The organism is Dyadobacter sp. CY312 (genome assembly GCF_021390535.1).
Lineage (GTDB): Bacteria > Bacteroidota > Bacteroidia > Cytophagales > Spirosomataceae > Dyadobacter.
On sequence record NZ_JAJUXG010000011.1, the window covers coordinates 300,479 to 326,351 of the forward strand.

The 25,873-nt window shown below is 41.8% G+C and carries 20 protein-coding genes, 1 tRNA gene and 2 pseudogenes; 16 read left to right on the top strand and 7 right to left on the bottom strand.

Translation table 11 applies throughout. From position 1 onward, the window contains the following. Positions 1-27: 27 nt before the first annotated feature. On the bottom strand, positions 28-1,302 hold the full coding sequence (locus tag LZG71_RS16235) for a pyridoxal phosphate-dependent aminotransferase family protein (protein WP_233822024.1): 1,275 nt from the start codon (positions 1,300-1,302) through the stop codon (positions 28-30). Between the two features lie 186 nt (positions 1,303-1,488). Here LZG71_RS16235 and LZG71_RS16240 point away from each other — a divergent pair, with 186 nt between their 5' ends. The 4 genes from LZG71_RS16240 (at position 1,489) to LZG71_RS16255 (ending at position 6,188) form a co-directional block, all read left to right on the top strand. Next, complete coding sequence (locus LZG71_RS16240) at positions 1,489-2,985, top strand: acetyl/propionyl/methylcrotonyl-CoA carboxylase subunit alpha (protein WP_233822025.1); 1,497 nt, start codon at positions 1,489-1,491, stop codon at positions 2,983-2,985. 280 nt (positions 2,986-3,265) lie between these two features. Beyond that, positions 3,266-4,315 carry a tRNA preQ1(34) S-adenosylmethionine ribosyltransferase-isomerase QueA gene (gene queA / locus LZG71_RS16245; protein ID WP_233822026.1) on the top strand — a complete coding sequence of 350 codons (1,050 nt, stop codon included), beginning with the start codon at positions 3,266-3,268 and terminating at the stop codon, positions 4,313-4,315. Positions 4,316-4,416: 101 nt separating this feature from the next. Next, positions 4,417-5,085 carry a 2-C-methyl-D-erythritol 4-phosphate cytidylyltransferase gene (locus LZG71_RS16250; RefSeq protein WP_233822027.1) on the top strand — a complete coding sequence of 223 codons (669 nt, stop codon included), beginning with the start codon at positions 4,417-4,419 and terminating at the stop codon, positions 5,083-5,085. A 23-nt stretch (positions 5,086-5,108) separates the two neighbouring features. Beyond that, the gene (locus tag LZG71_RS16255) at positions 5,109-6,188 is read left to right on the top strand and encodes a winged helix DNA-binding domain-containing protein (RefSeq protein WP_233822028.1); all 1,080 of its coding nucleotides are present in this window, start codon (positions 5,109-5,111) and stop codon (positions 6,186-6,188) included. A gap of 97 nt (positions 6,189-6,285) precedes the next feature. Here LZG71_RS16255 and LZG71_RS16260 read toward each other — a convergent pair. The 6 genes and pseudogenes from LZG71_RS16260 to LZG71_RS16285 all read right to left on the bottom strand — a co-directional run bounded on the left by LZG71_RS16260 (position 6,286) and on the right by LZG71_RS16285 (position 10,000). Beyond that, positions 6,286-7,220: pseudogene (locus LZG71_RS16260) on the bottom strand (transposase). A gap of 46 nt (positions 7,221-7,266) precedes the next feature. After that, entirely contained in the window at positions 7,267-7,641 is a 375-nt protein-coding gene (locus LZG71_RS16265; RefSeq protein WP_233822029.1) for a transposase, read from the bottom strand. A gap of 144 nt (positions 7,642-7,785) precedes the next feature. After that, positions 7,786-7,859, bottom strand: a tRNA-Asn gene (locus LZG71_RS16270). Positions 7,860-7,945: 86 nt separating this feature from the next. Beyond that, positions 7,946-8,227 carry a hypothetical protein gene (locus tag LZG71_RS16275; RefSeq protein ID WP_233822030.1) on the bottom strand — a complete coding sequence of 94 codons (282 nt, stop codon included), beginning with the start codon at positions 8,225-8,227 and terminating at the stop codon, positions 7,946-7,948. A 31-nt stretch (positions 8,228-8,258) separates the two neighbouring features. Beyond that, positions 8,259-8,879 carry a 16S rRNA (guanine(527)-N(7))-methyltransferase RsmG gene (gene rsmG, locus LZG71_RS16280; RefSeq protein WP_233822031.1) on the bottom strand — a complete coding sequence of 207 codons (621 nt, stop codon included), beginning with the start codon at positions 8,877-8,879 and terminating at the stop codon, positions 8,259-8,261. Continuing rightward, on the bottom strand, positions 8,870-10,000 hold the full coding sequence (locus LZG71_RS16285; protein WP_233822032.1) for a glycosyltransferase: 1,131 nt from the start codon (positions 9,998-10,000) through the stop codon (positions 8,870-8,872). The genes rsmG and LZG71_RS16285 overlap by 10 nt, the downstream gene beginning before the upstream one ends. A gap of 111 nt (positions 10,001-10,111) precedes the next feature. Between LZG71_RS16285 and tgt the strand changes: the two genes are divergently transcribed. The 12 genes and pseudogenes from tgt to LZG71_RS16345 all read left to right on the top strand — a co-directional run bounded on the left by tgt (position 10,112) and on the right by LZG71_RS16345 (position 25,405). After that, positions 10,112-11,245, top strand: coding sequence for a tRNA guanosine(34) transglycosylase Tgt (gene tgt / locus LZG71_RS16290; RefSeq protein ID WP_233822033.1), 1,134 nt, complete (start codon positions 10,112-10,114; stop codon positions 11,243-11,245). A gap of 219 nt (positions 11,246-11,464) precedes the next feature. Next, on the top strand, positions 11,465-12,916 hold the full coding sequence (locus tag LZG71_RS16295; RefSeq protein ID WP_233822034.1) for an OmpA family protein: 1,452 nt from the start codon (positions 11,465-11,467) through the stop codon (positions 12,914-12,916). A gap of 132 nt (positions 12,917-13,048) precedes the next feature. Further along, complete coding sequence (gene glf, locus LZG71_RS16300; protein WP_233822035.1) at positions 13,049-14,152, top strand: UDP-galactopyranose mutase; 1,104 nt, start codon at positions 13,049-13,051, stop codon at positions 14,150-14,152. Positions 14,153-14,351: 199 nt separating this feature from the next. Beyond that, entirely contained in the window at positions 14,352-15,143 is a 792-nt protein-coding gene (locus LZG71_RS16305) for a polysaccharide biosynthesis/export family protein (RefSeq protein ID WP_233822036.1), read from the top strand. A gap of 3 nt (positions 15,144-15,146) precedes the next feature. Continuing rightward, on the top strand, positions 15,147-17,441 hold the full coding sequence (locus LZG71_RS16310) for a polysaccharide biosynthesis tyrosine autokinase (RefSeq protein ID WP_233822037.1): 2,295 nt from the start codon (positions 15,147-15,149) through the stop codon (positions 17,439-17,441). Positions 17,442-17,495: 54 nt separating this feature from the next. After that, on the top strand, positions 17,496-18,503 hold the full coding sequence (locus LZG71_RS16315; protein ID WP_233822038.1) for an N-acetylneuraminate synthase family protein: 1,008 nt from the start codon (positions 17,496-17,498) through the stop codon (positions 18,501-18,503). Continuing rightward, a pseudogene (gene neuC / locus LZG71_RS16320) lies at positions 18,500-19,641 on the top strand (UDP-N-acetylglucosamine 2-epimerase). The gene LZG71_RS16315 and the pseudogene neuC overlap by 4 nt, the downstream one beginning before the upstream one ends. A gap of 1 nt (position 19,642) precedes the next feature. Next, positions 19,643-20,350 (top strand): cytidylyltransferase domain-containing protein, encoded by a 708-nt coding sequence (locus LZG71_RS16325; protein ID WP_233822039.1) that lies wholly within the window; start codon positions 19,643-19,645, stop codon positions 20,348-20,350. After that, a complete protein-coding gene (locus LZG71_RS16330; protein ID WP_233822040.1) occupies positions 20,334-21,716 on the top strand; it encodes a CDP-glycerol glycerophosphotransferase family protein in 1,383 nt (460 codons plus the stop codon). The genes LZG71_RS16325 and LZG71_RS16330 overlap by 17 nt, the downstream gene beginning before the upstream one ends. Further along, on the top strand, positions 21,716-23,119 hold the full coding sequence (locus tag LZG71_RS16335) for an O-antigen ligase (RefSeq protein WP_233822041.1): 1,404 nt from the start codon (positions 21,716-21,718) through the stop codon (positions 23,117-23,119). The genes LZG71_RS16330 and LZG71_RS16335 overlap by 1 nt, the downstream gene beginning before the upstream one ends. Then, positions 23,116-24,432, top strand: coding sequence for a lipopolysaccharide biosynthesis protein (locus LZG71_RS16340; RefSeq protein WP_233822042.1), 1,317 nt, complete (start codon positions 23,116-23,118; stop codon positions 24,430-24,432). Before LZG71_RS16335 ends, LZG71_RS16340 begins: the two co-directional genes overlap by 4 nt. Continuing rightward, on the top strand, positions 24,425-25,405 hold the full coding sequence (locus tag LZG71_RS16345) for a hypothetical protein (RefSeq protein ID WP_233822043.1): 981 nt from the start codon (positions 24,425-24,427) through the stop codon (positions 25,403-25,405). Before LZG71_RS16340 ends, LZG71_RS16345 begins: the two co-directional genes overlap by 8 nt. Positions 25,406-25,873: the final 468 nt, after the last annotated feature.

The following is a 25,873-nucleotide window of genomic DNA, read 5'->3' on the forward strand; positions in this document are numbered from 1 at the left end:
CTCAGTATCTCAAAAATGAAGATTTAGCTATTCAACCACTTCTGCCTGCACGTCATCAATTTGATAGACACGATTTTTCAGCTTGTCGGCTAATGTAGTAAATGCATTCAAAGTGTATTCAACATCTTCAAGGGTGTGCGCAGCCGTAGGAATGATCCTCAGCATGATCTGCCCTTTTGGTACTACGGGATAAACTACAATTGAACAGAAAACGCCCATGTTCTCACGCAGGTCACGAACCATGCGTGTTACCTCAGGTACACCTCCTTCACTGTGAAGAAAAACAGGCGTAACAGGTGACTCAGTAGAGCCAATGTTAAATCCTCTGCTGCGCAAACCATTTTGCATGGCTGCTACGTTTTCCCAAAGCTTTGTTCTCAGATCCGGATTTGCCTTAAGTATTTCCAGGCGCTTACGACCCGCTTCAACGTATGGCATTGGCAATGCTTTCGCGTAAGTCTGCGAACGCATGTTATATTTCAGATACATGATAATTTCAGGATTATCCGATGCAATAAATGCTCCGATGGCAGCCATAGACTTCGCAAAAGTTGAGAAATAAAGATCTATCTCCTTTTGCACGCCTAATAACTCTCCTACTCCCGCACCGGTTTCACCCATGGTACCAAAGCCGTGCGCATCGTCCACAAGCAGACGGAAGTCATACTTTTGTTTCAAATCAGCAATCGCTTTCAAATCTCCAACCTTACCTGACATCCCGAAAACACCCTCGGTAATAACCAATACGCCACCACCCTTCTCGTTGGCAAGCTTAGTAGCACGTTTCAGGTTTTTCTCAAGGCTTTCCATGTCATTATGGTTAAACTTGTAGTACTCACCCAACTTCGCTTTGTGTAATCTGATTCCGTCTATAATACACGCATGTGATTCAGCATCGTAAACAATCACGTCGCGGTAATCGCAAATACATTCAATTGCCGACATGATTCCCTGGTAACCGTAGTTCAAAAGAAATGCATCTTTTTTACCTACAAACTCTGCTAGTTCCTTTTCGAACTCCTCATGCTGAGTTGAGTTACCGGACATCATTCTCGCTCCCATAGGATAAGCCAATCCCCACTTCGCCGCTGCATCCGCATCTGCTTTCCTCACCTCCGGATGATTTGCCAATCCAAGGTAGTTGTTTAGACTCCAGTTGAGCACTTCTCTTCCCATAAAACGCATCCTGGGACCTAATTCGCCTTCCAGCATCGGGAATGAAAAATAATGGTGGCTGTTCAGCATCTTTGCAGGAGTACCGATGGGCCCGGAGTTGTTTTGCAGTTTCTCAAAAATATCCACTCGCTTCTAATTTATATGGGTAACCAATGATTATATATGTTAGATAAATGCAAAAATAAAAAAAATTACATTACCTTAATAATCCCTTCGCATTCAAGCATTTCGTAAGTTAGTAAAATAATAAAAAATAAGGTATTAAAAATCATCGCTAAATTCCGCAGTTTACCACCAATATTTGTTTAGAACATGCCCCGGATCAAAAAGATATTGATTGCCAATCGAGGAGAAATTGCACTGAGAATTATGCGCACGGCCCGTGAAATGGGCATTTCCACTGTCGCAATTTTTAGTGAAGCTGACAGAAAATCTTTACATGTACGATATGCCGACGAGGCAGTTTGTGTGGGCCCGGCACCTTCCGCAGAATCTTATCTGAGGTCAGATAAAATTATTAAAATATGTAAAGAATTAAATGTGGATGCAATCCATCCCGGCTATGGATTTCTCTCAGAAAATACAGACTTCGCACAAAAGGTAGCTGATGCAGGTATCATTTTTATCGGACCTTCGCCTCATGCTATTGAAATAATGGGAAGTAAGCTGGCTGCCAAACAAGCTGCCGGCAAATATAATATCCCTATGGTTCCGGGTACATCCACGGCTGTCACTGACCGCACAGAAGCTAAAAAACTGGCGACTAATATTGGTTACCCTGTTTTAATTAAGGCAAGCGCAGGAGGAGGCGGAAAAGGGATGCGCGTTGTTAACAATGAACAAGAATTTGACGAGCAGATGGACCGGGCTGTTAGTGAAGCGTTATCTTCTTTTGGAGACGGAGCAGTATTTATTGAAAAATACATCACTTCGCCAAAACACATTGAGATTCAGATCTTGGGCGACCAGCACGGCAATATCATTCATTTGTTCGAGAGGGAGTGCTCCATACAAAGGCGGCACCAAAAAGTGATCGAGGAGGCTCCGTCCGTATCGGTTACGCCTGAAATAAGAGAAGCAATGGGACGCGCAGCCATTGATGTTGCCAGATCGTGCGGCTATTATGGAGCCGGTACGGTAGAATTTATCATGGATGAGAAGCGTAATTTTTATTTTCTTGAGATGAACACCCGGCTTCAGGTCGAACATCCCGTAACTGAACAAATTACAGGAGTGGACCTGGTTCGTCAGATGATTCATATAGCAGAAGGATATCCACTTACCCTGAAACAGGAAGACCTTTCGATTAAAGGTCATGCAATTGAGGCACGGGTATATGCCGAAGATGCTGCCAATAACTTTCTTCCCGACGTTGGCACGCTCAATACTTATGTACGCCCTCAGGGAAATGGTGTTCGTGTTGACGATGGTTTTGAACAAGGCATGGCAATTCCGATCCACTATGATCCTATGATTGCCAAACTAATTACTTTCGGAGCGAGCCGGGAAGAAGCAATTGAAAAAATGACCCGAGCTATTGATGAATACCAGATTTCAGGTGTTCAGACAACGCTTCCATTCTGCCGCTTTGTGATGAAACACCAGGTTTTTATAAACGGACAATTTGACACCAATTTTGTTAATCATTACTTCAAACCGGAAAATTTAACGTCAGAATATAGAATTGACGAAAGTATTCTTGCAGCGCTTCTTAGTGCCAGTTTAATGACCACTACAAATCCTTTGAAAGCACCATCCACTGATTTACAAGCTGCAACCACATCAAAGTGGCGGGAGAGACGATTGTGAAACTACTAAAAACCTCAGCATTGCTTAGGATTCTTTCTTAAATTTTCCTACTTTTGCGGTCTTAATTTTTTGCAAATTCGCATAATTGTGCGTTTGCTGCAAAAAAGAGCTTAAAAATAAGTATTACGAATGATTTTTGTTCTTTGCTCTAATAGCATGATTATATCATTTGAAGCTCAATTTTTACGTTTCAGGATTATCAGATTAATACCAATATAACCGTCTCATTCTGACCAACACAAGGTCACAACGACTATCGACTTTCACTGAATAACCAGCTATGAAGCTATCAGAATTTAAATTTGACTTACCTCAAAGCCTTATTGCACTTCATCCTTCCGATCGCGGCGAATCCCGTCTGATGGTGGTACATCGTAAAACCGGAGAAATTGAACATAAAATGTTTGCCGATCTGATCAATTATTTTGATGATGGCGACGTGATGGCAATTAACGACACAAAAGTTTTTCCTGCACGCCTCTATGGACAAAAGGAAAAAACCGGCGCAAAAATTGAAGTATTCCTATTACGCGAGCTGAATCGTGAAATGCGTTTGTGGGATGTTTTGGTAGATCCCGCCCGTAAAATTCGCGTAGGAAATAAGCTATATTTCGGTGACAGTGACCTTGTTGCAGAAGTAATCGACAACACTACTTCCCGTGGGCGTACAATAAGATTCCTGTATGACGGCAACAACGACGAATTTATGAAACTGGTGGACGAATTGGGCGAAACACCTCTTCCGCCTGAAATTATTTCGCGCCGCAAAGTAGAAACCGCAGATCGCGAGCGCTTCCAGACCATTTTTGCTGAGCATATCGGAGCCGTAGCTGCGCCTACAGCAGGTTTGCATTTTACAAAAGCAATGATGAAACGCCTTGAAATTAAAGGTATAAACTTTGCTCCGGTAACACTTCATGTCGGCCTGGGTACATTTCGTACAGTGGATGTTGAAGATCTGACAAAGCACAAAACGGATTCAGAAAATTACAGAATTAGTCAGGCAAGTGCGGACATCGTTAATGCCTCTATTGATAGCAAAAAACGTGTGTGTGCTGTTGGTACTACTTCTTTAAAAGCAATTGAATCATCGGTTTCGGCGAGCGGACATTTAAAAGCGGTTGAAGGATGGACAGATAAATTTGTTTTTCCTCCCTACGACTTTAAAATTGCGAATGCAATGCTTTCCAATTTCCAACTTCCGGAATCAATCTTACTTATGTCCGCATGTGCATTTGGAGGATTTGAACTGGTCATGAAAGCTTATGACCTGGCAATCAAAGAAAAATATAAGTTTTTTACTTACGGAGACGCTATGCTGATTATCTGATTTAATTATCAAATAATTTATTTTTGTCACTTACCAAAGAATCTGTCTTGAAGGCACTCTCAACGGTAAGTGACTTTTTTATACCATAATTTTAACTTTTCATGAAAGAATATGTAATCATCGTAGCGGGAGGTAGCGGAAGCCGCATGAAAAGTGATATACCGAAACAATTTATAGTTGTTAACGGATTGCCCATTCTCATGCATACCCTAAGTGCATTCAATAATTATTCTCCCGAAATATCAATTATACTCGTGCTCCCGGAAGATCAGTTTTCATTTTGGGAAGAGCTTTGTTCAAAATACCAATTTCATATTAATTATCAACTGGTTGCTGGCGGAGAAACACGATTCGATTCAGTAAAAAATGGCCTCTATTCAATTAAGGGCGAAAAAGGAATTGTAGCAGTTCATGATGGCGTCAGACCTGTAATAAGCAAGACTGTTATCTCCAACTGCTTCACGACGGCCGCAAGGGAAGGGACTGCTGTTGCATCCGTTGCCTGCAAGGATTCGATTCGGACACTTAACCCCTCTGGTACGAACATGGCGTTGGATCGATCCTTAGTAAGATTGATACAAACTCCTCAGTCCTTTCGGCTGGAATGGATGAGAGAAGCATTTAATCAGCCATATCAGTTAATTTTCACCGACTGCGCAAGTGTCCTCGAGTCGGCAGGTTACCCAATAAATCTGGTTGAAGGATGCTATGAAAATATAAAAATTACCACGCCTGAAGATTTAAAGTGGGCTGAGGTATATCTGAAGTAACACCTATAAGCTCAGCAGATTTTATGACTCAAAAGGACTTGTTGAACCTAAGGCTGCATAGTCTTAAACTAGCCGAAAAATCAAATTTTACACCTGCCGAGGTTGTATCGAAACTTGGTGCTGTTCAGGCACAAGATTTCGAAGGAGCGAAGTGGTCTATCGCAATGCGTACGTTGGAAAAGAGTCAGAACGATGTTGAAAAAGCCATTTCAGAACGTTCCATCGTCCGGACCTGGCCAATGCGTGGAACACTTCACTTTGTCGCATCAGATGATGTCAGATGGATGCTCAAATTACTTGCACCACGGATCATCTCAGGCATGGCGGGACGAAACAGACAGCTGGAACTAGACAATGATACTTTTAACAAAAGTCAGGATTTGCTGCTGAGAGCAATGGAGGGAACCAAACAACTTGAGCGTAGTGAAGTCTATGCAATTTTAGAGGAAAATGGAATCAGAACTTCGCAACAGCGCGGCATCCACATTATCAATTATCTGGCTCAAACCCAAATACTCTGTCATGGCTCTCACCATGGGAAACAACCGACCTACGTTCTGCTTGATGACTGGATTCCTAAATCCAGAGAAATATCCCCGGACGAAGCGTTAATCGAAATTGCATCCAAATATTTTACAGGTCACGGACCAGCCACATTGCAAGATTTTGTATGGTGGAGCGGGCTGAAAATTTCCGATGCCAGGCGTGCTTTGGCAGCCATAGGACACAATCTTATACACAAGGAGGTAGATGGTAATTCGTACTGGTATGATCCCGGGTTATCAGACATAAAGCCTACCGAAACAACGCTGCTGCTATCTGGCTTCGATGAATACATCCTTGGCTATACCAATCGTACACTTGCGGTGAATACATCCCATTTGCCCAAACTTGTTCCGGGGAACAACGGCATGTTTATGCCGACGATTGTGATTGACGGCAAAGTGGAAGGTTTATGGAAGAAGGAGATAAAAAGGGACAAAGTCGTCATTAACTTAACTCCTTTTTCGAAACTGAGTGCTCCTAAATTAAACCGTATCCGCAAGGCGGCGGAAGAGTATGCCTCCTATCTTGGCAAGGAACTTATTGACGTTTCCAATTAACACTATCGTTTTCACTACTCGCTCCACAAGTTTTGGATTTGATGATCCATTGATCCAATGTTTTGGATCAAGTCAAAAACTTGTGGACTAACTTGGATTAAGCATATAATTGAGTTAGACGGTAAAGGAAAAATTCGACGTTGCGAACCCCTCTGAACTGACTTCTAAATGCTTTGATTTTTGCGTTGAAGGACTCTGCGGAAGCATTAGTACTTCTGTTATCAAAATAGTTCAGGATGGTTTGATAGTGATTCTGAATCGACCTGGCAACAGTGTTAAATGACTTGAAACCAGATTGCCTTACTTTTTCATGCCATTTGGCCAGCCTTGTCAACCCGTAGATCTTTTGAGTTGTGTTAGTAAAGATGTTGCTGAGTTCTTGTGCCAGATCATATGCTTTTTTAAGGTCTGGGAAGCGGTCGGGGACGCCTAGTCAAAGAGCAATTGCGCTCTTTCTTTCTGATTATCAGTCCAAGTGTTCGGCTTTTTGTAAAGGGCATATCTGCTTCTAGCCAGTAGCTGTTTTAGGGTGTCTCCATTGGACAGTATCTCAGGTATATATTCAGTTTGATCATTTTTAGCCTGCTCAATTGCTTCATTTTCTAGGTCTAGTGCCTCCCAACGCAATTTTATCCGCATTTCCTGCAAGGCTTCGGTAGCCAATCGTTGTACATGAAAACGATCAGTGACGCGTACTGCTCTGGGAAAACAGTGCTTTGCAATCATTGACATGCTGCCAGCCATATCCAGGGTTATTTCTGTAACTTTTTTGCGTTGTACCTCTGGCAGCTTCCGAATAACTTCGATAACCGTTTCCGCCTTGGTGCCGGCCACAATGGCAACTATGCTTCCACGCCCGCCTTTGGCAGCCTTGTTTGTGAGAATTGTATAGAGCTCGCCCCGAGAGAGGCTCGTCTCGTCAATAGAAAGGTGAGAGCCTATGTTTTCAGGAAACAAAAGCCACTTTTTAGCATGTCCTCTTTGATTCCATTCCTTGAATCCGCTCTGAAAATCACGGTATTGACGCAACAGATCTTTGCCGTTAACTCCATAGAAACGTCCAATGCTCCAAACATCATTAGCCCTCGTATCCACCAATCGCTTTTAAAAAAGCGGAAAACTCACTCGTCATCCGCGTTCCTTCTGCTACTTCATTCCAATCTCTGTATTCTATTTTACCTGTCTTGGTACGGTTCGCCGCGCGATTGAGCCACCTACGACGTTTGATATGAAGGAATACTTTGTAACCTCGAATCGGAAAATCTTGCAAAGTGATGGTGGGAAAATATCCTTTGGAGAGTAAGTCTGCTTTTCTGGGATCGTCTTCTGAGTAATTCTTCTCTTCCAAATAGACATGATAACGTTCTGCTGACTTCTCTACATGCGTCAGTAAGTAATTCTCAATTATAAACTCCGGTAAGATTAACTCGATAAGCGGCAAGAAACTCTCCAAAACTATGCGGTTTGATTAAAAACACAAACCTAAAAAAATCCTATGCCCTCCACAAGTTTAGGACTTGATCCAATGTTTTCGGGATATCATAGAAACAAACGAAAAAGGGGCTACATTTTCATGTAACCCCTTTCATTTTCTCTGCTCCCGAAGTTGGGCTCGAACCAACGACCCTCTGATTAACAGTCAGATGCTCTAACCGGCTGAGCTATTCAGGAGTGTTTAATCCGGTTGTTATTCCTAATTATGGTGCAAATGTAAGGCATTAATAATATACAGCGCAAGCCAAATCGAAAAAAAATTATCAAGCTTGTACCTTCTGAAGTATTAACTCCTTGACTTTCTTTGCATCACCCTTCGTAAAATTATTAATAATTATTTCCGGACGCATTCTTGGGATGACCCGAATGGTGGAAAATAGTACTCCACTTTCAATTTCTACACCTGAGATATCAGTATAAAACACAAAATTATCCGTGCTCCTGAAAAGCTTACGCACTTTAAAGGTCACTCCCTTTTCCCCAAATGCTACTTCATCAGGAAAAAACGGGTTCATCATTGCACTGGCACTGTATTTCTCGTTCATTTTAAATTCAGGTTATTTATCCAATTATTGGTTACAAAGGTACGTATACTACTTTCTTGGTTTCAAAAAAATCTTCGGTGAAATAATCAGATAGATCATACGTTCGTGTCTTTTGTTTCACTTCCGACAACTCTTCCGCCAAATCCCCGCCTTTAAGATATAAAATACCGTTCCTAAGCGAATGAAATGAATTCTTGCTGATATTCTTTTGTACCCACCCTACAAACGGCGCAAGCCGGGTTACAGCTCTGCTAACCACAAACTCATAAGTATCATCCAACCGCTCTGCTCTTACCTGTTCCGCTTTTACATTGGTAAGTTTCAATTCCGATGCGATTTCCTGTACTACTCTTATCTTTTTACCGATACTATCCACGAGGTGAAACTGTGCTTCGGGAAACAGTATTGCCAGCGGAATGCCCGGAAAACCACCTCCAGTTCCTACGTCCAGTATAGACGTTCCGGATTTGAACTGCATTACTTTGGCAATTCCCAATGAATGCAAGACATGACGTTCGTAAAGCGTATCAATATCCTGGCGTGAGATTACATTCACTTTCGCATTCCAGTCCTTGTACAACTCCTCTAACTGCGTCATTTTTTCGACCTGCGTTTCCGTCAGATCAGGAAAGTATTTGTGAATTAATTCCATGAAGTCCTTGGTTTTCTTTTTGTTAATGTGATAAATCCAAATACCACATAGTATATATATAAGGCAAAGTCCATAAAAAGGAAACTTGCCCATTCCACTGTTTTACCTAGCTTGCTGTTGATGATCAATAAAAGTAACAACTGTATAAACCAACGAACACCGAACATCACTCCCAAGGCTTGTAGCAGAAATATGTTTTTCTCCAGCAATGCCAGTATGAGGACTAAAAAGCCAATTGTCCATACGCCTACGTGTGCACCTGAAAGCAATGCAAGAAGTATCTTATTTCTGGTCTTGTAAAAAGTGCTTACCGACATGTGGCGTTGCTTTTGACGATACCACGCCTTCCAGCTAGTCTTTGGTTTCGAATACACAAAGGATTCTGTATCGATTGAAATCGTAGTGTTCGAACTTGTTGCTACCTCATTCAGGAAAATATCATCGTCTCCTCCATAAATTTTCCTGTGGGTATAAAATCCCTTATTGGCAAAAAAGACGGAACGCTTGTAAAGAATGTTCCTTCCAACTCCCATGTAGGTAACTCCTGCAAGCGAAAACGACAGATACTGCACTGCGGTGTAAAAGGTTTCACAACGAATAAACCAATTGAGTAAACCGGACAGCTTTTCATAAGGCGAGAAACCCAGCACAATATCTTGCTGCTCGCTCACCCGCGAAGCCATTGCTGTGATCCAATGTACAGAAGCCGGGCGACAATCCGCATCTGTCATTAATGCTACCGGGTAATTGGCCTGCTTCATACCAACAGTCAGCGCATATTTCTTGGGAGTGACATGATCAAACTGATCGTTGATACGGATGTAGCGGATTTTTTTCCATGAATTTATATTTTCACGGATAAACTCTTCACTACCGTCGTCGGAGCGATCATCCAGCAAAATCACTTCAAATTCAGGGTACTCCTGAGCGTCTAGCAAAGGAATAAGCTCTTCCAGATTTTCTCTCTCATTCCACGCGCACACCAGCACAGTAATTCCCGGAACAGCTCCTCCGTAGTTTGAATTTTTTCCGTAAAAAGCCAGACGTGTGAAAAAGTAGAAGTAATAAAACAACTGGATAAGCACAAATGCCCCTAACACATAGAGTAAATAATCCGTCACAATAGAAGAGAGTTGTAAATTTTTTCCATATTCTACACAAATATACAGTCATTGTCAGGAATGTTAGAAACCTTACTCCTATTTTTGCGGTCCAACATTTTAAAACGCTGAATGAAATTCACACTTCAAGTTGAGGATCCGCAGTCGAAAGCAAGAGCTGGTGTTATTGAAACAGCCCACGGAACCATACAAACGCCAATTTTTATGCCGGTTGGAACGGCAGGCACGGTTAAAGCAGTACATCAGCGCGAGCTTAAAGAAGACATCAAGGCACAGATTATCTTAGGAAATACCTACCATTTATATCTCCGTCCGGGGCTTGACCTGCTCAAAAAAACAGGAGGACTGCACGGTTTCAATGGCTGGGATAAACCTATACTGACAGACAGCGGCGGATATCAGGTATATTCACTTGCAGGAACTGGAAGGAAGATCAACGAAGAAGGTGTGGTATTTAAGTCACACATTGACGGAGGCATACACACATTCACGCCCGAAGGTGTGATGGATATTCAACGAATTATCGGTGCGGATATCATCATGGCATTTGATGAGTGTACCCCATATCCCTGCGACTATGGATACGCCCGTAACTCCATGGAAATGACGCACAGATGGTTGGGCCGATGCTGCGCACGTTTTGACTCAACGGAGCCGCTGTATGGTTACGAGCAAACATTGTTTCCAATTGTACAGGGAAGCGTCTATAAGGATCTTCGGAAACAGTCGGCTGAAAAAATCGCTTCCTATGAGCGCGAAGGAAACGCAATTGGCGGATTATCAGTGGGAGAGCCCGCCGAAATGATGTATGAACTGACTGAGGTTGTCTGCGATATTCTACCTAAGGACAAACCAAGATATTTGATGGGCGTGGGAACTCCTGCCAATATCCTTGAAGGAATTGCGTTAGGAGTTGATATGTTCGATTGTGTGATGCCCACCCGCAATGCACGTAATGGCATGATTTTTACAACAGAGGGCATTGTTAATATCAGGAATGAGAAATGGAAAGATGATTTGTCGCCCATTGATGCAAATCTTGGTGGCTACGTGAGCACTTTTTATACAAAAGCATATCTGAGACATCTGGTGAAGTCGTCGGAAATGCTTGGAGCGCAAATCGCAAGTGTCCATAACCTAACTTTTTACCTCTGGCTCGTGAATACGGCTAGAGAAAAAATTATAGCGGGGGAATTTGCATCCTGGAAAAGGGAAATGGAAAAAAAATTAATGCAACGGCTTTGAAAGTTCCAAAAAGGAGGTTTCTTTCGGGAAGTTTTTCAGAGAAATAGCAGGAAAGTTTTTCATTTAAGCAAATAGAGGTTGATTAAGTGATATTGTTAACCTAATTTTGTGCCCGCTAGGCATTATTGATAAGTATCGCCATGAATTAATTTATTCTTTTACTCATAATTGACTATTAGATCAATCCTAGTTAATCTTAATAACGCTAACTTGAATAGTATGAAAAAAGTATCCCAGTTGATTTATTCGTTTGCCTTGGGCGCGTTAGTGGCTTTGCCTTCTATCGCTCAGCCATTGGAGCAGCCGAATTCTCCGGATTACAATCCTAAAGCTACCTATGACGGCCCTTACAAAATGAATACGTGGTCTATATCTGCTCATTTCGGCCCGTCAATGTTCTTTGGAGACCTTCGTGAGTATGACTTTTGGCCTGTAACAAAGACTTCTTTGGACAGACATAAAGAATCCGGTACTATTCAGGGAGGAATAAGCATCAATAAACAACTATCGTATCTTTTTGGTGCTCGTCTTGACGGATCTCTTGGAAATCTGAGAGGTATGAAAAACCGTAATTACGCACGCTATTTCGAAGGAAACTATGCTGACGTATCTCTTTCAGGAACTGTTAACTTGAAAGGCCTTTTAATGGGTCCTAACAAGATGAAGAGATGGAAAGTGGATGTATACGCCGGTATTGGTCGCGTATTCTACGATGCAACAGCATACAGCCTTACAGGTGGTGTGCCTCTTCGCGAAACAGGTAAGAAAAATGACTGGGTTATTCCAACAGGTCTTAACGTAAGTTATGAACTGACTCCACGTCTTGATCTTGGTCTTGACTTCCGTCTGAACCACACAAATTCTGATTACATCGATGCTACGTACGGCGGAGACTACGATCTTACTCCGAATCTGAATGCAATCAAGGATGCGAAAACTTCCCGCAAAGGAAATTCTGAGCTTGACAAATACGGTTCTGGTTCAATCCAGCTTACTTACAAACTAGGTAAGAAACCACTTAAAGTTAAGAAAGTGGATGGCAAATGGGATTACAAACCAGAAGACGGTTACTACAACCTGCGCTACACAGATCCTAAGGTATTGCTGAAAGCACCTAAGATTCTTACGCTTGAAGAAATGGATTCAGTTGCAAAAGCAAACCGTCCAAAAGATATCGACCCACGTTTGTTACTTGATACAGATGGTGACGGTGTTTCTGACTTCTTCGATAAAGAGCCAAATTCACCAGCAGGTTCTATCGTAGATGGTAGCGGTCGCGTTCTTGACTTCGACACTTATGTGAAAAACGCATTGGCAACTGGCGCAGCATGCAGCGAAATATTTGCAAACGTTCAGTTTGAAACTGATAAAAACGTGATCAAACCTGAATTCCAGGAAATGTTGAAAAATGTTGCTCAACTGATGAACAAAAACGGATGCCGTCTGCAACTTGCAGGTCACGCTGACCGTCGTGCAACAGATCGTTACAACATGGCTCTGTCTCGCCGTCGTGTGGATGCAGTTAAAAACTTCCTGATCAACGAAGCAGGTCTTACAGATCCTAGCAAAGTAATCGTTGACTACTTCGGAGCATTCAAACCGATAGCTGATAGCGCTACCCGCGATGGTCTACAGAAAAACCGTCGTGTTGAATTGAAACTTCTTCCATAGTAGTTACAGACACTAAGTTGAAATGAGAAAGGCTCCTGATAGGAGCCTTTCTCATTTCAACTTAGCAAAATCAGAATTTCTGCTTTCCCAATAACACACAATCTACTACACTAATAAACCAGCAACTGATTAATGAAACAATACGATTATCTGATTGTCGGAGCCGGATTATGGGGTTCCGTATTTGCTCATGAAGCTAATAAGAGAGGTAAAAAATGTCTCGTAATAGATCGCAGGTCTCACACTGGGGGCAACACTTTTTGCGAAAATGTTGAGGGTATAAACGTACACAAATACGGTGCTCATATTTTCCATACGAACGATAAGGAGATTTGGGATTACGTCAATTCCTTCGTGGAGTTTAACCGATACACCAACTCACCCGTGGCTAACTACTATGGTGAGCTGTACAACTTGCCGTTTAACATGAACACATTTTACCAGCTTTGGAAGGTTAAAACACCGGCCGAAGCTCAGGCAAAAATACAGGAACAGGTAAAAGCGGCAGGAATCACAGATCCCAAAAATCTGGAAGAACAGGCTATTTCCCTTGTAGGCACCGATATATACGAAAAACTTATAAAGGCATATACTGAGAAGCAATGGGGCCGAAAAGCAACTGAGCTTCCGGCATTTATCATTAAGCGGCTTCCCGTACGCTTTACCTTTGATAATAACTATTTTAATGATAAGTACCAGGGAATTCCAATCGGTGGATATAATAAGCTGACAGAAGGATTACTGGAAGGAGTTGAGGTAAGGCTTGGTGTCGATTTTTTCCAGGATCGTGAAGCATTAAGTGAGCTTGCCGAGACAATTGTATACACAGGCCAAATCGATGAATATTTCGGCTTCCAGCACGGGCAGCTTGAATACCGCAGCCTTCGTTTTGACAATCAGATTCTCGATACAGAAAATTATCAGGGAAATGCGGTCGTCAATTATACAGATGGCGAAACGGAATATACGAGGATCATTGAGCACAAACATTTTGAATTTGGGACGCAGCCCAAAACGGTAATCACGCACGAATATCCACAGGAGTGGGCTAAGGGAGCGGAGCCTTATTACCCTGTAAATGATGACAAGAATTCCGAAATATTCAATAAATATAAGTCGTTAGCCTCATCAGAAGAAAAAGTTATCTTCGGAGGACGTCTCGCAGAGTACCGTTATTACGATATGCATCAGGTAATTGGATCAGCTTTGAAAAAAGTAAAGACCCATTTTGCCTGATTGAAAATTATGTAAAAGAGGCTCATTTGTGCATTGCTGTACAAATGAGCCTCTTTTATTTTAGAACGAAGAGCGCAAGGTTATGCTTCAAATCATGTTTTTCGAATTCCGCCTGATACTTCTGCCCTCGCCTTGCGTCACATAGCCATTACGTTATGTAGAAACTCCGACATACCCTTCACGCTTCAACACGCTTAAGATGTATACGGATATTACTGCTAACAAATCGCTTAAACTGAGATTGTGGTCAGTTCTATGGCTCTATTTACTTCTATTTGCCACTTTCTCCTGTAAAACAACCAACAGGATCGCATACTTTCAGGATCTGCCTGATACGCTTTTCTCGAAAGCGATGATTATCCCAACGGCGACTTTTCAGTATCCCATTATTGCACCCGGAGACATTCTGGAAATCACAATTCTTACCAGTGATACCCCTCTCATTTCCAATAGTAACTTACCTGCAACGCCAGGCCTGTTGCTTACGGTTGATGCTAATGGCAATATTCAAATGCCGGTTTTGGGTAGCGTTCATGTAAATGGTTATCAGATTAGCCAGATACGAGACTCACTTACCATCCTGGCTGGCAAGTTTTACAAGGACCCGGTGGTTACACTTCGTCTAGCCAATTTCACGATAACGGTACTTGGCGAAGTACCAAAGCCAGGAATTTTTGTTTCTGATCGTGAGAAATTATCAGTTCTAGATGCGCTGGCACTTGCAGGTGACATCAGTATTTATGGCAAGAAAGAAAATGTGCTTGTAATTCGAAATCGCGATAGCCAAAGAGAAGCCATTCGCTTAAGCCTTAACTCACTGGCAGCTTTACAGTCGTCTCATTTTTATCTAAAACAGGGAGATGTCGTGATTGTGGAACCTAATAAAAACAAAATAGCCGCAGCACGAGACGCCGGAAAAACACGAAACTATGCCTTAATCGCTTCCGGATTGTCAGTGCTGATCATCTTCATTTCCAGATTAACGTTCTGATTTATGCAACAGTCTCTGGAAGAAATCACGAGAATTCCATCTGGCTTTCCACATGAAAATCAGTTGGTTAGACGGATTGTTCAATTGATCCAGAACTGGCCATGGATCTTGTTGTCAATAGCAATATGTCTTACAGGTGGTTTGCTTTACCTGCGTTATGCAACACCCAGGTTTGAGATTACGGCCTCCATATTGGTAAAGGACGATACCAAAGGAACAGATTTGGGAGAGGCTGCAATCCTTGAAAATCTGGGTTTATCGGCCGGTAAAAGCAATGTAGATAACGAAGTAGAAATTTTGAAAAGCCGAACCTTAATGGAAAAGGTAGTGGCTGATCTTCAATTGAATGTATCTTATTTCGCCAAAGGGAAAATTAAAACCACAGAACTGTTTGAAACCTCCCCCGTAAAACTACGCTTCCTCACCCCTCCCCTTTTAAAACACAAAACAAATCTGGTTAACTATATCCTCGATATATCAAAAAGCAAAAAATTCACGCTCACCAATGACGACAAGACCTGGCAACTGAAATTTGGAGATACTCTTATATTGCCTGAGGGAAAAGCAATTCTAACTAAAACCACCAATCCAAAACCCTTAAACGGCGATTCTTATATAATTTCAATTTCGCAGGCCGATGAGGCCGCGAAAAAATATAGTCAGGCACTTCATGTAGCGGCGACCAACAAACAGGTCAGTGTTATAACTCTAAAATTGACAGATATTCTGCCATTAAAAGGAGAAGTAATTTTAAGTAAACTGATAGACAACTATCTGAAAGCAAGCATCACTGACAAAAATCGGATTGCGGATAGCACCATTACTTTCATAGATGAAAATTTGGCGCTGGTTACACAGGAACTTACGGGAATTGAAAAACAAATAGAAAATTACAGGATTACCAATCAAATCACCGACCTTCCCGAACAGTCGCGGCTTTTGCTAACCAATAAAAGTTTAGATGAAAAGGAACGGACTGACCTTGAAGTTCAGCTAAGCATTATTGAATCGCTGTTAACTTTTGTGAAAGAAAATCCTTCCAACGTTGTGCCTGCTTATGTAGCTATGCAAAATTCAGGGTTTATTTCAGCAATAAACAAATACAATGAAATTCAGCTGTTAAGAGATCGCACGCTGCATACCAGTACCAGCGAGCATCCGGCGGTACAGAATTTGGACTTTCAGTTAAAAAACATCAGAGATGAATTAATAAGCCACATAGAATCACGTCAAAATGAATTGCGGTTGAGGAAGCAATCATTATCAAGAAGTATTGTTGGAACAAAAAGACAGATCAATACAATTCCTGCCAATGAAAGAACATACCAGGACCATGCCCGTCAACAGCAGATCAAACAAGAACTGTATGTCTTTTTGCTAAAAAAACGGATTGAAACGTCGGTCTCAAAATCATCGACGCTTGCGAACGGACGCATCATCGACAACCCAAAGGCAGACGATCTTCCTGTATCTCCCAATCGCCAGCTAACCATCCTCGTATCGGTATTGATTGGTCTTTTCCTGCCAATCGCTTTTTTCAATATCAGGGAAATTTTCAACACCCGGATTACAAGCAAAAAGGAATTAACTGATCTGATTAAAGTCCCTGTAATCGGTGAAATAGGATCCGGCAAAGACGCACGGGACAATTTGTTTGATACCGGTAAAAACGGATTTGTGGGTGAACAATTCCGAACACTTCGTACCAACTTGTCCTTCGTTCCTGATGCAGAAAAGAACAAGGTCATACTCGTCACGTCAAGTATGGCTGGTGAAGGAAAAACGTTTATCGCCATAAACCTGTGCCGTTCGCTACAATTATCCGGGAAACGTGTGATGTTGCTGGAATGCGATCTTAGAAAACCTACTATTGGTGTAAATCTGGGCATTAGCGGCAAAGGGCTTTCTGAATATATTATCACCCCGATTGCTGCGGAAGATATCGTAAAACCATCCGGAAAGGATAATTCTTTTGATGTAATTATTGCAGGAATTATTCCACCCAATCCCGCCGAATTATTACAGTCAGTTCGTGTAAAAGAACTATTAAACTACCTCAGAGAACATTATGATTACGTTGTGATAGATTCGGCTCCATTTAATTTAGTGACCGATGCCAGTATTTTGAGTCATCATGCCGATTTAAGCCTCTTCGTTGTACGTCAAAACTTCACTTTCAGACATCAGATCGAAATCATTCAAGAGATTTCAAAATCCAACGCACTGCCAAAACTTCAACTGATTCTCAACGACGTGAAAGCCATACCCGGATATGCCTACGGCTACGGGAGCAAGTAGATAAAACTGAAACTCAACGTCCCCTGTTATTTTTTACCATAACATCTAACAGAGATGAATTCAGCTATTTACATGATTGGAGAAATCGGGCAGGCGCACGAAGGTAGCTTTGGAGTGGCTCACTCATACATAGATGTGCTTGCAGAAAGCGGAGTTGATGCCGTCAAATTTCAGACTCACATTTCAGAAGCCGAAAGTAGCGAACATGAGACATTTCGTATCCCGTTCCCCTATTCTACTGAAACGAGGATGGAGTACTGGGAACGTATGGAATTTACACCTGAACAATGGAGCAGTCTGAAAAACCATTGCGAAGACCACGATATGGATTTCCTGGCAACTCCTTCCTGCATTCAGGCTGTGGAGCTTTTGGAAAAAATTGGTGTTTCCAGATACAAAGTTGGCTCCGGTGATACCTACAACCTGTTGCTTCTGGAACGAATAGCGAAAACAGGGAAAGAGATGATCATATCAACAGGTATGAGTTCGCAAGACGAATTAGACCTTACATGTCAATTTTTAAAACAACGAAATACCATGTTCTCGCTATTGCAATGTACTTCTGCCTATCCTACCCGTGAAAGTCAATGGGGATTGAATCAGATAGCTGAGTTAAGGAGCCAATACAATGTCCCCACTGGATTTTCAGATCATTCAGGAGATATTTATGCCTGCCTTGCAGCAACAGCTTTGGGCGCTGAAATACTTGAATTCCATGTCACTTTCGACAAGCGCAGCTATGGTCCGGATTCGGCCTCATCTCTGACCATTGACCAGGTTAAAATGCTTACAACAGGCGTCAGGCAGATTTCAACAGCAAACACAAACCCGGTGAATAAAGCAGACATTTCAGGTTTTCAGGATGTTAAAAACATCTTCGAAAAGTCTCTTGCGGTAAATAAGGATTTACCCGCAGGTCATGTAATTACCCTGCACGATCTTGAATCCAAAAAACCGAAAGGGATGGGTATACCGGTTCACCTGTATGAGCAAGTCCTTGGCAAACGGTTAAGTCGTGATATGAAAAAATGGATGTTTTTAAACGAAACCGATATTTTATGAAGCGTAAAATATGTGTAGTCATCACTGCCCGGGCAAGTTACAGCAGGATAAAAACGGCATTAATTGCTATCCAAGAACATCCTTTACTGACATTACAATTGGTTGTGAGTGGAAGTGCATTATCAGAAAAATATGGCTCTGTGATCAACCAGATACGATCAGACGGATTTGATATTACCGCATCCTTCTCAAATGTTATGGAAGGGAGTGGCACTGCCGATTCTGTCAAAACAGTCGCTCTGGCGATGATAGAGCTGTCCACTTTGTTTAGTCATAATAGACCCGACGCTGTAATTACAATTGCTGACAGATTTGAAACAACTGCTACCGCAATGACCGCTGCTTGTATGAACATACCTCTGGTCCATACACAAGGCGGAGAAATTACGGGTAACATTGATGATAAGGTCAGAAATGCAGTGACTCAGTTCGCTGATTATCATTTTGTTTCTACTGATCAGGCTGCCGAACGTGTGATTAGCATGGGCGCCAATAAAGGAACTGTTTTCGTTACAGGTTGTCCTTCTATTGATCTGGTCTCAGAAGTTTTCAATCTGCCTCAACCTGACTTTAATCCGTTATCCGAATATGGTGGTGTAGGTCCTTCTTTTGATTTGAGCAGTGGATATCTGGTTGTGATGCAACATCCTGTGACCAACGAATATCTCTTCTCGGGTGACCAGACTTTGCAAACATTGCAGGCGATTGAAAAACTTGGAAAACCTGTGTTTTGGTTTTGGCCAAATTCCGATCCGGGAACAGAAGGTGTTTCAAAGACGCTTAGAACCTATCGGGAACATCATCCGGCAGCAAACATCCATTTGTTTAGATCAATTGAGCCAGTTCATTTCTCAAACTACTGAATAATTCTCTGTGTCTGATTGGTAATTCCAGTGTAGGGATACGGGAGTGTGCATCGCTTGGAGTGCCTGTTGTAAATATCGGGAGCCGGCAGGAAGGTCGCGAAAGAGGATGTAACGTGATTGATGTGCATTATGACAGCGATGCTGTTGTGGACGCAACGAAAAGGCAGATTGCTCACGGACATTATCAGCCCGATCCTGTTTACGGAAACGGTAATGCGGGAAGAAATATGGCTGAAATTCTGGCTGAAATTTCACTAAACACGCCCATATAACATGGAGGTAAAACCCCGAATACTTGCCATCATTCCTGCCAGAGCCGGATCTAAAGGCGTTCCTGGTAAAAACATGCGTATGCTTGCAGGAAAGCCCTTGATTCATTACACGATCGTATCTGCATGTGAATCAGGTATGTTAGATACTGTTTTTCTCTCAACCGATTGTGAGAAAATCCTAAGCTTTGGGACTAGTTATCCGGAAGTTCAGGGATTACTGCGACCGAAAGAACTGGCACATGACGATACGCCCATGATGGATGTGATCACAAATATGATCCATTATAGTGATAAGCTTGGCTTGTCATTCGACTATGTATGCCTGTTGCAGCCCACAACTCCGTTTCGCACCAAGCATTTAATCGACAAAACCATAACTTATCTCATTGAACAACAGGGCGACAGCCTTGTAACTGTCCGTAAAATTCCTGACAAATACAATCCGCACTGGGCTTACGAAAATCAGCATGACTATCTGAAACTTGTGACGGGTGATAAGGAGATCATTTCAAGGCGGCAGGAATTGCCGGATACGTGGCACCGCGACGGGCAGGTTTACATTACACATATGGATGTGATACGGGCAGGACATTTATATGGAGAAAAACTTGTTGGCTTTTTAAATGAAGATTCTCCTGATGTAAATATTGATAGCATGCAAGACTGGCTCCTGGCCGAAACAATTGCAAAAAATGGATTCCAGTCGTAAAAAAAGCTTGTTGCTTCTGATCACCAACAGCTACGCCGCCATCAACATAATTCACAGCGGGCTTATTAAACCACTGGCTTCTGAATATGATATACGGCTTATTTCCAGCCTGATAGGAAAGAGAGAATTATCAGAAATCAATAAACACTTTAATATTCAAATGCAGCAAATTCAAGTGCCATTATTCGAAGAAAGCTACTTGCTGAGATTTCTGAGGCAGCTTGAAAAAGCCGTGTTCTTTCATCATTTTAGGATAGAAACCCAAAAGATAAAAGATCAGCAATCATCAATCCTGTACCGCTACGCCGTTGATATTTTGTTGTCTCTTATCGCGTCTATACGTTTAACAAGCGGCCTTTTAAAGCTTTTACGAAAGATAATTATTCTGTTTACCGGCAAAAACCGCCACGTCAAAAGCTGGAATTTGCCCGATTTTGACGGCGTGATTTCCACCTCCCCGCTCGACATCCGGGAGAACACAATAGTCAATCATCTCAAAATCAAAAGTACGCCTTCCCTGGCGATCGTCATTAGTTGGGACAATCTCACTTCAAAAGGAATTATAAATGCAAATCACGATTGTGTGTTGGTCTGGAATCAATTTATGGCTCAGGAATATGATCTGTTTTACAAAGTTTTTAATATCACAAAGCAAAAGATATTCATTACCGGAGTTCCCAGATTTGATGTTTACTACAAACCTCTGCCACCGCAGTATGCCGCTGAATCTATTCGCAACAAATTCAATATTTCGAATGAACATAAGGTGATGCTTTTCGCAACCAGCGCTTTAAACCATTGCCCGAATCAGGTAGATATTCTTGAACACCTGTTGGAATACGCAGCACACCATTCCTCAGCAACCATTCTTGTGCGCTGCCATCCTGCGGATGATTACAGGAAATACAGCCGATTTGAGAACGAACAGAATTTCCGAATCTGGCATTCGGAGAAAACATCACTAAATCAGACGTTTTCGAATACTATTCCTGATTTGGATGTACTGCTTAACCTTGCTTCCATGCTTAAAACGTGTGATGTGTGTATTCAAATTGCCTCCACAATCAGACTGGAAGCAGCAATTTGTAACAAACCCTGCATCTGCATTGCCTATGACGGAAATGAAATATTGCCAGAAAGTCATTCAGTGAAACGCTTTTACTCCTATTCACATCAAATTCCACTTAACAAGCTTGGATTGGATCAGTTCGCTTATAGTAAACCTGAATTGTTTCTAACCCTGGATAAGCTTCTCGATCACGCTCCGAAAGTTGATCATACTGATAAGATCCAGAAATTTGTTCACCACACTGCTCCCGAATCTGTTGCTATAACTATGAAATATATACGTGAATGGTTGAGCTGATGATAAGCATATTGAAAAGAATATTGGTCGCTGTAAGTCTGGTTTGTTTTACCGGACTTCTGATACCTTCTATCTTCAAGATCGGCGAAAACACTTTTCAGAGTATTGTGGTGCTGTCGTTTTATGTCTATTGCGCTGTTTCACTGTTTGTTCATTCGCGGCACAAACTGTTCTTTGTACTGTCTTTACCAATCTTTACTCAGTTTCTTCACATCTTTCAAAAATACGCTTTTACCACCGGGGCAAATTCATTATGGAGGCTGCTACCATACATCATCCTGAATGTATATCTGCTTCATTTTCTGGCCGGGCGTCACCGAACAGATCAAACTAAAAATCCCCTGGTGACTGTTCTGTGGTTCATAGCAAGTGTGCTTTTTCTTTCCATTTCACCGAACCTTAAAAATATCATTTGGGGTGGAATTACACTATACATTTTCACAATTCCACTCTTGTTTTCCTATTTACAAATCGCCTGTCAGGCGCATGATTTCCAGCAGGAACTTGATAAATACCTATGCCTGCTTTTTATTATTTTGGGATTGGGCACGTTCGGGCTGGTGTACGCAGGCGCTGGTTACAAAGGCAGTGACAATTTGCTTGCATCGCGTAACATTGCAGATACCAATGTTACCATGGCGTACTTCATTTTACTCTGGCCGTTTGCCTTGCTTTATTCCGTAAAAAACAAAGCCTCCCTATGGCTGAAAGTGATACTGATGGCCATCTTTATTGGTGTGGTTGCCTTGTCATTCTCGCGAGGTGCCGTCTTTCTTGTTCTTCCGTTTATCCTTGTCACAAGCCTGATGACTTCTACTTTTATCGATCTGAGACTATTATTTGCTGTTGTACTTTCTGGCTATCTGTACCGTTCAAAAATTGCCGGGTTTATGAACGTACAAGACTTGCTGTACTTCTGGCAGCTTCGGTTTGCGGACATGGGTTCACTAAACAGCATGTTAACAAAACTTGAAACCATAAGCGGAAGAACGGAAATTCATAAAGTTGCTTATTCCCTTTTTTTACAAGAACCGCTTTTGGGGCATGGGATTGGCAGTTTTGAGCTACTCGGCCCCGGATTCAGAGAAGCGCATTCGCTTTGGTATACGCTCCTTGCCGAGCAGGGAATTATCGGTACCATTTTTATGTACAGCTTGCTGGCAGCAATGCTGTTCCAACTCTATCGCTTCGCTTCAACAAAAGAAAGAATATACTCAACACTTCTGATCGCATTCATTTGCTTCTTTTTATTCAACCATACGGTCGGCAGTACATTTGTAATTCTTCCTGGTAAAAGCATCACTGTTAACTGCATCGCACCGCTGTTGCTCATGTGTATGCATTTTTATGCAAAGAGCACAAGAAAGCAGCCGTTCCAACTCAAACCGTCTGCTGGCGTATGAACTTCATCCGGTCCTTCTCTTTTACGTTTGGAACGAAGGTAGTTTCGCTTATTCTCGTTTTGCTGTCAAGAGTTGTTTTGGCCCGCCTCCTCGGACCAACCGGACTGGGATCTTTTGGCAGCGCATTAAATTTAACAACCGTCATTTCACGATGGGGTTCTGTTGGAATTGCTCCTGCCACACAGTTTATGAGTGGTAAATATCAAGATTCTAAAAATCCTATTTTAACTTACACAGTGCTACTTTCACTGATTTTGGGCCTGGGCAATATGCTCGTTGCTCATGTTTTCGCAGAGGAAATAGCGAATTGGCAATTCGCTGAGAGCTCATCTGCTCAGGGCATATTTCGTCAGCTTCTTCCGTTTCTTCCAATTATAATCCTTTCCATGGCACTCCCTATAATGTTGCTTGGTGCAGGAAGATATCAAGCTTATTCTCTCACACAGATCATTCCGCTGCTAATCCAGACCCTCATTTTACTCTCAGCCTTTTGGCAGGCAGCAACAATGAAAACTGTGGTAATTGCTCAGATTTCCTATTGGTTGTCAACAGTAATAATCGGTTTCACTCTGACTGGATTCCCGAATTTCCAATTGGGATTTGACCGTGGTCTGTTACATACTTACATCAACCTTTCGCTATCACTATGGCCGTTAGTCGTTTTTCAGTTTGGTATGGCACGACTTCCCGTTTTAATCGGAAGTCAGTATCTTGACAGTCCCAGACTCGGTCACTACTTACTGGCTTTAAATATAGCCGAAGCATTCCTGATTGTACATGGTTCCATCGCGCCAATTGTATTTAATCAAAAAATAAGCAAACTAGCCGGTCGGGAAACATTGGCAAGAACAATACGATTTTCCAACCTGTTGCTTCTTTCCGCTTTGATAATGACCTGCCTGATCGGAAAACCTATTTTCACTATGCTTTTTGGTTATGAATTCATTCCAAGCTGGACCTTGTTGCTAAAACTCTTTCCATGGGTGATGGTTCACGGTATGGTCAATATTTTTCTCAATTATCTTATCGCAGCAGAAAGAAAAAGGCTCGTCTACTTCATACAATTTTTATCGTTCGTTGGGTTGATCATTAGTGGCACCATTCTGTGTTCCTTGTACGGGTCCGACGGGCTGTGCATGGCCGCATTATGTTCATCGCTTACAGCTTTTATCTTCGCCTATGTGGTTTTGATAAATTCTAAAACTGAAAAAATAACAATTGCTGCGCTCTTTATACCAGTCAGTCAGGACTGGAGATATCTTTATGCTCTGTTGTCCAGGTTGAAAACATCAAAAAGGGCAACCGATGGATGAGGGCAAAATCTTAATTCTCGGGAATATACCTCCGCCCATTGGTGGTGTTACCATTCACACCTCCCGATTGGTGGATAGCCTTAAAGAAAGAGGTTATAAACGCTTTTATTTCCTAGATTTAAGAAAAACATCCCTTTTGTCAATACTTGCTGCACTCATGAAGTTTCCGGTCGCGCATCTGCATACGTCGCATGTGTACTTTCAACTTTTAGCCTCAGTAATATGTTTGGTAATGAAAAGAAAACTGATCATTACCTATCATGGGAACCTGGGACGATACCGTACCTTCAAAAACTGGGTTGTCAATTTGTCCTGCCGGTTGTGTTATATACCAGTTGTCCAGAATCAGGGTAGCCTGAAAATCGCATCCCGTTTAAATAACAGAGCGCTGCTCCTATCTTCATTTTTACCAACAAAAGCATTTATTTCTCTGGATGTCGTCAATGTAGTAACTATTGTAACCTTGAAACAGCAATACGCCTACGTTTTTTGTACCAACGCTGGTAATGTAACCTTTGACAGGTCAGGAAATGAGACATACGGAATCCTTGCGTTGATACAAAAATTCACAGCCTTGCCGATGGCAGCACTCATCATTTCTGATCCATCAGCCAGGTACTTACAATATGTAAAAAAGCAATTAACCTTGCCAGGTAATATTATATTCATTTCCACATTACATAATTTTTCCGACGTACTGACTTACTCCGACGCTTTCATTAGAAATACTACCACAGACGGCGACTCCATTTCCATACATGAAGCTATTGAAAGCCAGGTTCCGGTATTCGCCACGGACTGTGTATCCAGACCGCCAGAATGCATGTTATATCACCACATATCAGAAATCGATCTGATTGCCGCCCTTCAACCAAAACAACAAGACGATCAGAAACTTAGGCTTAAAATAAGAAAAGAAGAGGACGTTGCAGGTAGGTTAATGAATCTGTATGATCAGTGCCTGAGCACCTAAAAACTTTTGAAGAAATACCTGTAAAAAAACAAAGGCATAGAAAAACTTCCATGCCCTGTTTCACACTATACACACACTATATTTTAAATATCTATATATCTTACTTAGATGATTCTTTTCTTGGCATTGATACCGCAAAATAACAAATTAAAGTATTCAGAAAAAAACTTTACGTGATGAATTTCTTAATTCTAAGGCTTTTGTAATAAATTTTCTCAGCAAAGAACTTCACAACCGAGCTAAATATTAATAATTTGATTAAATATGATCTACAAGACACCTTAAAACCGCTGACGCCTCGTTATTTTCGCACCCGGAAATTGATTGGTTATTATCATACTTGGATCACCGATAACTTATAAATAACGTTATTCTGTAACTGATGTTGCAGTATGGCCTTAAATGAGCTGATTAGTTTGTTACCCCATAAAATTCCGTATGCTTTTTGGACATAAAAATGGACAAAAA

Bases quoted from the DNA above. Each gene is read 5' to 3' on its own strand.
- LZG71_RS16240 (WP_233822025.1), top strand. From the start codon at position 1,489: ATGCCCCGGATCAAAAAGATATTGATTGCCAATCGAGGAGAAATTGCA.
- queA (WP_233822026.1), top strand. From the start codon at position 3,266: ATGAAGCTATCAGAATTTAAATTTGACTTACCTCAAAGCCTTATTGCA.
- LZG71_RS16250 (WP_233822027.1), top strand. From the start codon at position 4,417: ATGAAAGAATATGTAATCATCGTAGCGGGAGGTAGCGGAAGCCGCATG.
- LZG71_RS16255 (WP_233822028.1), top strand. From the start codon at position 5,109: ATGACTCAAAAGGACTTGTTGAACCTAAGGCTGCATAGTCTTAAACTA.
- LZG71_RS16275 (WP_233822030.1), bottom strand. From the start codon at position 8,227: ATGAACGAGAAATACAGTGCCAGTGCAATGATGAACCCGTTTTTTCCT.
- rsmG (WP_233822031.1), bottom strand. From the start codon at position 8,879: ATGGAATTAATTCACAAATACTTTCCTGATCTGACGGAAACGCAGGTC.
- tgt (WP_233822033.1), top strand. From the start codon at position 10,112: ATGAAATTCACACTTCAAGTTGAGGATCCGCAGTCGAAAGCAAGAGCT.
- LZG71_RS16295 (WP_233822034.1), top strand. From the start codon at position 11,465: ATGAAAAAAGTATCCCAGTTGATTTATTCGTTTGCCTTGGGCGCGTTA.
- glf (WP_233822035.1), top strand. From the start codon at position 13,049: ATGAAACAATACGATTATCTGATTGTCGGAGCCGGATTATGGGGTTCC.
- LZG71_RS16305 (WP_233822036.1), top strand. From the start codon at position 14,352: ATGTATACGGATATTACTGCTAACAAATCGCTTAAACTGAGATTGTGG.
- LZG71_RS16310 (WP_233822037.1), top strand. From the start codon at position 15,147: ATGCAACAGTCTCTGGAAGAAATCACGAGAATTCCATCTGGCTTTCCA.
- LZG71_RS16315 (WP_233822038.1), top strand. From the start codon at position 17,496: ATGAATTCAGCTATTTACATGATTGGAGAAATCGGGCAGGCGCACGAA.
- LZG71_RS16325 (WP_233822039.1), top strand. From the start codon at position 19,643: ATGGAGGTAAAACCCCGAATACTTGCCATCATTCCTGCCAGAGCCGGA.
- LZG71_RS16330 (WP_233822040.1), top strand. From the start codon at position 20,334: ATGGATTCCAGTCGTAAAAAAAGCTTGTTGCTTCTGATCACCAACAGC.
- LZG71_RS16335 (WP_233822041.1), top strand. From the start codon at position 21,716: ATGATAAGCATATTGAAAAGAATATTGGTCGCTGTAAGTCTGGTTTGT.
- LZG71_RS16340 (WP_233822042.1), top strand. From the start codon at position 23,116: ATGAACTTCATCCGGTCCTTCTCTTTTACGTTTGGAACGAAGGTAGTT.
- LZG71_RS16345 (WP_233822043.1), top strand. From the start codon at position 24,425: ATGGATGAGGGCAAAATCTTAATTCTCGGGAATATACCTCCGCCCATT.